This window comes from Paraburkholderia rhynchosiae (genome assembly GCF_002879865.1).
Lineage (GTDB): Bacteria > Pseudomonadota > Gammaproteobacteria > Burkholderiales > Burkholderiaceae > Paraburkholderia > Paraburkholderia rhynchosiae.
Map to the genome: position 1 here is coordinate 38,321 of NZ_PNXY01000039.1, position 8,458 is coordinate 46,778.

9 protein-coding genes are annotated in these 8,458 nt (G+C 58.1%); 8 read left to right on the forward strand and 1 reads right to left on the reverse strand.

The window, feature by feature from the left end; all coding sequences use genetic code 11:
• Positions 1-80: 80 nt before the first annotated feature.
• Both C0Z16_RS32280 and C0Z16_RS32285 read left to right on the forward strand, forming a co-directional pair.
• The gene (locus C0Z16_RS32280) at positions 81-659 is read left to right on the forward strand and encodes a phasin family protein (RefSeq protein ID WP_102636083.1); all 579 of its coding nucleotides are present in this window, start codon (positions 81-83) and stop codon (positions 657-659) included.
• Positions 660-1,227: 568 nt separating this feature from the next.
• Entirely contained in the window at positions 1,228-1,608 is a 381-nt protein-coding gene (locus C0Z16_RS32285) for a DNA-binding transcriptional response regulator (protein WP_102636091.1), read from the forward strand.
• A 322-nt stretch (positions 1,609-1,930) separates the two neighbouring features.
• Here the strand turns inward: C0Z16_RS32285 and C0Z16_RS32290 are convergent, their stop codons facing one another.
• Positions 1,931-2,188: a hypothetical protein gene (locus C0Z16_RS32290; RefSeq protein WP_102636084.1), complete on the reverse strand. Its 258-nt coding sequence runs from the start codon at positions 2,186-2,188 to the stop codon at positions 1,931-1,933.
• Positions 2,189-3,737: 1,549 nt separating this feature from the next.
• Between C0Z16_RS32290 and C0Z16_RS32300 the strand changes: the two genes are divergently transcribed.
• The 6 genes from C0Z16_RS32300 to C0Z16_RS39065 form a co-directional block, all read left to right on the forward strand.
• Complete coding sequence (locus C0Z16_RS32300) at positions 3,738-5,111, forward strand: M14 family metallopeptidase (RefSeq protein ID WP_102636086.1); 1,374 nt, start codon at positions 3,738-3,740, stop codon at positions 5,109-5,111.
• 739 nt (positions 5,112-5,850) lie between these two features.
• Complete coding sequence (locus C0Z16_RS32305) at positions 5,851-6,465, forward strand: GNAT family N-acetyltransferase (RefSeq protein WP_102636092.1); 615 nt, start codon at positions 5,851-5,853, stop codon at positions 6,463-6,465.
• A gap of 97 nt (positions 6,466-6,562) precedes the next feature.
• Entirely contained in the window at positions 6,563-6,985 is a 423-nt protein-coding gene (locus C0Z16_RS32310; protein WP_175130780.1) for a hypothetical protein, read from the forward strand.
• Between the two features lie 95 nt (positions 6,986-7,080).
• Positions 7,081-8,037, forward strand: a complete 957-nt coding sequence (locus tag C0Z16_RS32315; RefSeq protein ID WP_244201436.1) for a T6SS immunity protein Tli4 family protein — start codon at positions 7,081-7,083, stop codon at positions 8,035-8,037.
• 9 nt (positions 8,038-8,046) lie between these two features.
• Complete coding sequence (locus C0Z16_RS32320) at positions 8,047-8,334, forward strand: PAAR domain-containing protein (RefSeq protein ID WP_102636088.1); 288 nt, start codon at positions 8,047-8,049, stop codon at positions 8,332-8,334.
• 42 nt (positions 8,335-8,376) lie between these two features.
• Positions 8,377-8,458: transposase (locus tag C0Z16_RS39065; protein WP_407070698.1), on the forward strand; the 82-nt coding region annotated here is incomplete at its 3' end.

The window sequence follows — 8,458 nt, forward strand, 5'->3', positions numbered from 1 at the left end:
TCCTGCCCAGTAGCGTTGTTCGGGGTGCCATCGAAGAATGACTCCCAGATTACCGCTACCTTACCCAGATGGAGGTTGTAATGAGCAGTCTTTCTGGTGAACCAGTGGTTGCTTTGCAAAGAGCCAGCTTGGAAACGCTGTCCGATGCATGGACCAAGGCATTTGGCTGCATCGAAAAGCTGACCGAACTGAACCTGCGGGCGGTCAAATCGACGCTTGCCGAAAATCAGGCAATCGCAAACCTGGCATTGTCAACCAAAGACCCGCAGGAACTATTCGTCTTGCAGGCAAGGCGGGCGCAAGCCGCCATGCAGGAAGCACAGTCGTACTGGCGGCACGTGAGCACCATCCTGTACAGCACCCAGGCCGAACTGGCCGCGAGCGCCGAGGCCCAACTGAAGCAGCAACAGCAGAAGACACAGGCGTTGGTAGACACGGTCGCGAGCAATGCACCGGCGGGAAGCGAAGCCGCTGTGAGTGCGATGCAGTCGGCTGTGACTGCCGCCAGCGAGGCGACGGGCGCGACAATTGAAGCCGGTAAAAAGGCCGCCGAACAAGCACGGGAAATTGCCGAAGACAACATTGAGGCAGCAACTTCCGCCACAAACAAAGCGGCCCAGCAGGCTGTTGAACAGGTCAAAACTGCGCGAAAAAGATAAGTGTTATTCGACATGCCCCGTCCATGCTGGTAACTGCCTGCCGCGCATCCCTTCGGCTTCGGTGTTCTCATCGTAGGGGCCCCGCCTGAGCGGCGTGCGCGGAGCGTGGGTGGGCATCCGAACGGCCGGTGGCTGCGTCAGTAAAACGACCTTGTTTATGCGAGCGGGTACGGGCGCTGGCTCGCGCACCTGCATATTCGCTTGCATCCTGAACCGGGCGAGGACAAGGGGACGTGACGCCGCATCCGCAGCCGGCGGCCCATACCGGTCCAGTAAACCGGGCACTAGCTAGAGGTTGAAGGCGGGGCCAGTTCTAATCCGATTCACCGGCGCTACGTTACGGTTCAGCCTCGCCCGAGTTCCTCCCTTTGGCAACCACAAATGCCGTGCTGAAGAAGCGGGGTTTGCGCCTTCGCTTGCGAGGGCGGCGTGCGGCGGTGCCCGCGCAAGATGCACGTCGCGGGAGGCGGCAACGGAACCTGCCCGCCTTCCAATACCCGCGCTCGCCAGCGACACTCAACCAGGCACGTCCCATGCGCGCCTGAAAAGCAACCAAGCGGGGATGTCCATGAGCAGAATATTGCTGGTCGGCAAAGAGCCTCATCTAATTGACGTGCTGCGACTTTCTCTGGAGTCTGCGGGTCATCACATCATGACGGCGCTCGATTGCCTGGAGGCATTGGAAATGGTGTCAGGGAGACTTCCGGACATCGTTGTCACCGACTCGAAGGTGCTAGACAAAATCGCCCTTTGGAAGTTGCAACGACACGCGCACCCGGGCGAAGGCTTTCCTGTCATCCTGCTGTCCGACGGCCCGCAGCCGACAGACCCGCACGCGTCCCTTTCCGACGCCTATGTTCAAAATCCGGCGGGCGTTGAGCAGTTGCTAACGCTGGTTTCGCAACTGATTTCAGAGCGGCAGAATCCGGCATCAATACGGCGGCACTAGCCGGCCAGGCTAGGAGTGGAATGCTTCGCAAATGGCGGCGTGCGAAAGCAGCACCGTTCGCGCTACCGCGACGGCTATGTTTCATGAACCCGCCGACGGCGACTTCGGCTTACCGACGGTTCGATGGTCGTAGGTCGCGCGGAACTGCTAACGTCGCTTGCGGGGGCCGGTGATCCCGCGCAATCAATTTACATTATTGGCAGCGCAGGATGAGAAGTGCGTTGGGGGCGACAGGGTCCGTCGCATGCGATTATCGCGAGCCCAGACCGGCCCGCTGCAAGTCGGGCGAGCCTCGTCTTTCGTCGCACACCCCGTTTACCGCTCAAAGTGCCTTTTCGCCGAGCGGCTGGTCGCCGGGAGACGGCTCCGGAGGTGTCTGCTCGTCGGGCACGTCTTCGTCCGGTTCTGTTCCTGGCACGTCGCTGTCCGTCTGCGTTTCAGCATTCTCGTCTGCCGCAATTTTGGTCGCCCCGCCTGTCGACGGCGGGTCGCTCGCCGGAAACGTGTCTTCGACTGTTGAATCGACGTCATTCTCCGAGTTGTCGTCGGGCGAGCGTTGCTCGGTAGGTTGAGTCGCCATTTTTAAGCTCCTGGATGATTTGCGTTCCAACATATGAGCAACCGCTATTCCTTAAACGACATCAGACTCAGCAAACGCTTCTTGCGACGTATGGCCTCCGCGCTGAAACGTTTGGACGCCAATGCGCCATGATGGGATTCGAAAGATGCCAAAGGACGGTCACGGAATACAAGGAGGGCTAGGGCGTTCGAGGCAGTGCCTGGAACTGCTGCTGTACATGGCAGTCTTTGCTCGGACCGGAGTATGGACGAGTGACATTGAATGCGCGGCAGCCCGCCGACTAGCCGAGCGCGTCATCTGTGACCACGCCATTCTGAACAACGAGTACAACGATATCCTCACTCAACAACAGGCCCTTCTCAGCAGCGGTAGGCTATCACCCGGACAACCCGCTCGACGGAGGCACTTCCGGAACGCGTCCACCGACATGCGCAGCATTGGCACGGTCCTCGTGCAATGGAAAACGAAAACTAAGCCCGCGGAAGCGAAGACTGCCGCTGCGCCCGCTCCGCGTATGGCTTCAGCATCCAAATTGGCTCCCGTTGGACCTACATCTGATGCAGGCGTTCTTCCTCTTGACGAGCTCAGTCTTTCTGCAGCCGTAGCATCGCCAACATCTGGAGCCTCTGTGACGCGTCAAGGCACTGAGGCCAGCGCCGCGCTGCTGCAACCGGCCGCAAGTAACACGCTCTCACCGCGGATTACTTCCTCCGCGTTCAGCACGTATGACGCGCGCCGCGAAAGGAGGTTGACCGCCGGGTTAATAGCGCTCATTCTTATCGCTACTCCACTCAGCGCGTTCGTCATCCACCGGAACAAAAAGCTCGGGATAACCACCAATTACCGGAGAACTCGCGGTAAGAAGAAGCGCTGAATTGGCGCACCGCATTACTAGCATGGCGGCGGCGAACGGACGTCGGCAATGGCCGACAAGCAACACTTCAACATTGCGACTTGAATGGCCGGTTGCTGAGCGGAATCGACGTTTGAATGTCTGTGCGACGGTGCGTGCGTATGACCCTTCATGTCCGATTGGGTGAGTTCGCCAGCGGCCGCTTGGTGGCACTCCCGTTTGCAAAACCCGATTTTGGCTGACTGACCGGTTTGAACAAAACTGTCTGACTGGAGTGGGTCGGTTAAAGACGGTCCAGGCCTCAAGACAGGCGTTCAATCGACGACTCATTACACTGACCGTCGAAGTCGTGCATTCCGTTCCTGCAAGGTGCAATAGCGGACCGTTGCGCACCTGCGCGGTTTTCAATGTTGTCAGTCTCATCAGTTCCGTCTTTCAGTCTCGCGAATTCGGCCCCAGTCTCACGAATTCCGTCTGCCTGCAAATCCTAGGCGACAAGCCTGTGACATGAACTGCCTGATGGCAAGCGTTTACTTTTTTTTAAGAAGATGCCTCAGTACTTCATAGCAAGAAAATAAATAGGTGAGAAACATTGCACGCCGCCCGCCCTTGCTACAGGCAAGTACTTATTGAAATAATCGACTCGCTCGCCGTTCTTGGTACGAAGGACCGGCCATGCGTCAAGGGAGAATCGACATGTCCCGCTACCACGCTCGCATCACAGGAAACGATTTCGCGGCCTTGGCAGATCTCGTAACGAAGTACAAGATCACGGTCGCGCGCCATACGATCGAAAAGGTTTCCGACGGCTACTGTGTCGACGCGCACGTAACAGATGAGCAAATCACGACGCTCACGGCGGCGGGCTATAAGCTCGAGCAGTTGGAGGACGCGGACGCTCAAGGTAAGGTGCGACAGTCGGAGGTACGCGCACGGAAGGCGGCGCCGCTCACGACCAATGCATTATCGGTGGCTGCGGCCACGGCGTATCTCGATGTCGAACAGGTAGAAGCCGCGCTCGCCGCCGAGAGCGCTGCGCCCAACGACAGCTTCACGCAACTGATCAAGCTGCCTCATCCGACTTGGGAAAAGCGCACCTGTCACGCGCTGAAGATTGCAAAAGGCAGCGGCGAGAAGCGTCCCGGCATCTATTTTCTGGGCGGTGTGCACGCACGCGAATGGGGAAGCCCGGACATCCTGATTCATTTCGTACAACTGCTTTCGAATGCGTATCGAACAAATACGCCGATCACGATCGGCACCCGCACATTCGACGCGATGGATATCAGGAACGTTATCGAAACGAAAGACGTTTTTGTGTTTCCACAAGCGAATCCTGATGGACGTAATTACAGCATGACTGCGGAGTCGATGTGGCGCAAGAACCGGCGGCCCGCGCCTGCGGGGCATACGAAGCCGCAATGTTGCGGCGTGGATATCAACCGCAACTACAATTTCCTGTGGAATTTCCCGCAGTACTTCGATCCACAGTGTCCCATTCAGAATTCCACTGATCCTTGCGACTACCAGGTTTATATTGGACCGTCGGCTGAGTCGGAGCCGGAGACGAAAAACGCTGTGTGGATGTTCGATACGTATCCGCACATCCAGTATTTCGTCGATCTGCATAGCTTTTCGGAAGACATCCTGTACAACTGGGGTGATGACGAGGACCAGAGCAGTCATCCCGACATAAACTTCCAGAACCCGGCTTACGATGGCAAGCGCGGTATCGCAAGCGACCAAGCGTATCGTGAGTACATCGAAGCGGGGGACAAGAAGATCGCCGTCGAACTTGCCAACGAGATGTGCGATGCGATCAAGGCGTCGCGCGGACGCGTGTACAAGACCGAGCAGTCGATGAGCCTCTATCCGACGGCAGGCACCTCTGACGACTACGCGTACAGCCGCCACATCATTGATGCAAAGAAGGCGAAAGTGTTCTCTTATACGATCGAGTGGGGGAGCAAACATAATTCGACGCCGTTTCATCCCGTGTATTCTGAGATGAAGCAGATCATTGATGAGGTCACTTCGGGACTGCTGGCGTTTTGTATTGCGGCCAAGTGAGAGTGCTGGTTCAAAGCTCTTCGACCAGCATCACGCGGTGGCGTCGGCCGTTGGGGTGGCATCGCACGACCTCCTGATTTCGCCGTTGGGTTCACGCACGCGTCAGTTCAGCAATTCAGTGATCGAAATCCGAGTGTCACGGTCGGTTCGGGTGGGTCGCCAGCGACGAACGGACTCAATAGTGCCCAGAAGGGCAACCGGGCGAGTTTTGTCGGCTGCGAATTCGGTTCGAGCGGAGCCTCGACGATGCTGCGCGGGTCCATACATCCTCTTTTGAGCTCGCAAGTCGCACGGCACTGAACGTATCGCCGCCCTGACGCTTACCTGAGCTTCGGGCGCGTCTCGCGACGCTGCAGACAAGATTTGCGTGAACGTACACTTGTCGTTGCCCACACGCATAGTCACGAATCGTGAGCGCTCACTAGCGAAGCAAATCTCACCAACGACCCGTCTGACTTCGACTAATTAGAAGACCGTTGTATTCTGGAAGCCGCCGTTCGGTCGGAGAAATCGCGAGCGACCGAGAAGGATCGAGTGGGGAAGTTCGCCGGTCAAGGCGATCCGTTGCGGTGCGCTTCCGATGCACTTCCGGGTCCGGCCAGTACCGGCCACTCGACGGCAGGTGCAGGATCGCTGACAATCGGGTTGCTCTCACGCTTGGTTCCCAACTCGTGATGCTGACATCGCAAAGATGCTGAACCTCCAAGCGCATCGCCGACTCAACACTCTCCTCATGGTTATGAACGACGCACCACGCCTAACCCTTTCTGGCAAGACAATTGAACTTCGCGTTCTCGAACCTGCAGACGCGCCTGGTCTGGTAGACGCAGCAGCAGACGGCGAGCTATGGAATCTGAAAGTGACTGTTGTGCCGGAACCGTCGACTATGGACCGATACATTGCTACGGCATTGCGAGGATACGAGGAAGGCCACGTGATCCCATTGGTGATCATCGCTCGTGATAGTGGCCGCATCGTTGGCAGCACGCGTTTCTGGAAGATCGACCGGGCCAATAGGAAGATCGAAATTGGTCATACTTGGCTGAGCCAATCAGCTCAACGAACGGCAGCGAACACGGAGGCGAAATTCCTCCTCTTGACATACGCATTCGAGATCCTGCGAAGTGTCCGAGTTCAGTTCACGACCGATGATCTAAACGAGAAGTCGAGAGCGGCAATTCTACGCATCGGCGCAAAGCAAGAGGGCATCGTGCGCCATGAGCGGATAATGCCCGACGGTCGCAAGCGCAATTCGGTGCGGTTCAGCATCATTGATACGGAATGGCCAGACGTGAAGACCGCGCTAGAAAATAAGCTGGCGCGCCGGACTGGAGCGCCGGACGCGATCATCTAGCGCGCAAGTACCGCCGGCACGCGCCGCGTGACCCATCGCGGCTGCGTCTGACAACGTGTTCCCCAATCGGCCATGAAGAGACCCGACGAAAAATCTGTTGACGTGGGGCAACGCAATCTGGACCGGAGATGTGCCATCGGACGTGCAGGCGCCTGAACTTCAGGCCGCAACGTTGCTGCACGACTCGGGCAAGGGCGAGATCCGCGTGCTTCTGGAGCAACGCAAACTGAGCGTCACGTTCACCGTCCAGAAGACGAACACGTTCCCGGACGTGAATGCCAAGACGGACTGGTCACAGGTGGCAACCAGGACAGGAATCATCCGCGGCGACGGTACGGTGCCGGTGTGGTCGGCCGATGCGCAGGCGCGCGGGTTGAAGCCGGATGTGCCTGGCGACCCGGCCAAAGGAGTTCAGATGGCGTTCCTGCAGGGCGGATACCAGCATATGACCAGCTACGCGCACCCATGGACGCACTGGGCGATACTTTACAGTGTGGTCCAGATCGTCAACGACATCTAGGTGCCGGGAACATGTTAATGGTTCGCCTCTTTCGCCCCCTCATTCTGCTGGCAGGTCTTTGTGCCTGCTCTCTTGCGCTTTCCGTGGAACCAACGATGAACAATCCGCTGCTGTCCAAAATGCGCCCGTGGTGCATCGGCCGCCTCGTATTCGACCGGCCCGCGTCGAGCGAGATTTCGAATCAACATTACGCGTACAGGGGAGACAAACTCGAAACAACTCACAATGTCTCACTTGATGCCTATCGCACCAAAGTCGAGGCCCGGGAAAACGAGCTGCGTACGAAGCAACGCTATAACCCCGTCAACCTGGATGAGAAAACCGGGAAGGCCTGGCTGGAGAAGGCATTTTCGCCGGTCAACGATTCGCGGTTTTTCATCTACCAGGAAGGAGTGGCGAAAGTCGAGATGCCTTTCAGAACGGATGGCTACCTCTTTGCGGACCACACACTCTTTCATACCGCTGGCCTCATGGGAGCGTCTGCTCTCGGTAACTCCGAGAATATCTACAGCGACACCTACAGGCGCATCAAGGCACGAGACAACTGGGCCGTGCCGGCGGAGTCGGGGTTTTGCTTCGACGGCGGAATCGTCACCGGATCGTCGACCTACACGGAAGAAGTCAGCCAGTCGTTTGCACTGCTGCCGGGCCGACCTGCCTTGCTCCTGATCAAGATGCGAGATGCGGTCGAGCAGGATCAAGGTCAGCCGCTCACCAAGAATCTGTCCGAGCTTCGCGCACAACTCGATCGAGTGCCTGGCAGCTATCGCATCCTGCGCAAGGGCAAGCGCGTGGTGGCCGGCATGGACGCCGAAGAGGTCCTGTTTGCGGTTCAGGACGGCCCGATTACGGTCTACCGTTTCTATCTGCTAGCACCGGGCAATCGTGCCACGCTTGCACAACCGCATACCTCGGTTGAACTGCTACTGGGCACGTCTTCACGGAGCGACCTGCCGCCTGATCAGGCAACGTCGCCGGTCGATGAGGCGGGAGCACTGCAGGTATGGGACGCCCTGCTGAATAGCCTCCGGCCGCGACCGGGTGCAGTGTAGGAGCGTACGATGCGGCGTTACGACATTGTGAAAGGCGACAAAACGACGGTGGGTGGCATCGTGCAGGGTGGTGACGGTAATGACCTGCTCGGCGGGCGCGATCAGGCCTACGAAACCGATCCCGTCCTGTGCCCGGTCTGCAAGACCGTTGGGTTTATCAAGTGCGAGGGCGCGCGAATTTCCACGACAGGACCCGACGGCCGCCAGGTGGCGCTGAGCGATGATCTGTGTGCCTGTCAGTGCACACCGCATCCGCGTCTTGTGCCGTCGCAAACGACGTCTTACGTTGACGTGTAGAGGGTGTTAGGAACTTTCCTCCAGACCTGGTACCCTGGCGGAATGACAAAACGCAAGCCATACCCGACAGATGTCTCGGATGAAGAGTGGAGCTTTGCGGCTCCCTATCTGACGTTGATGAATG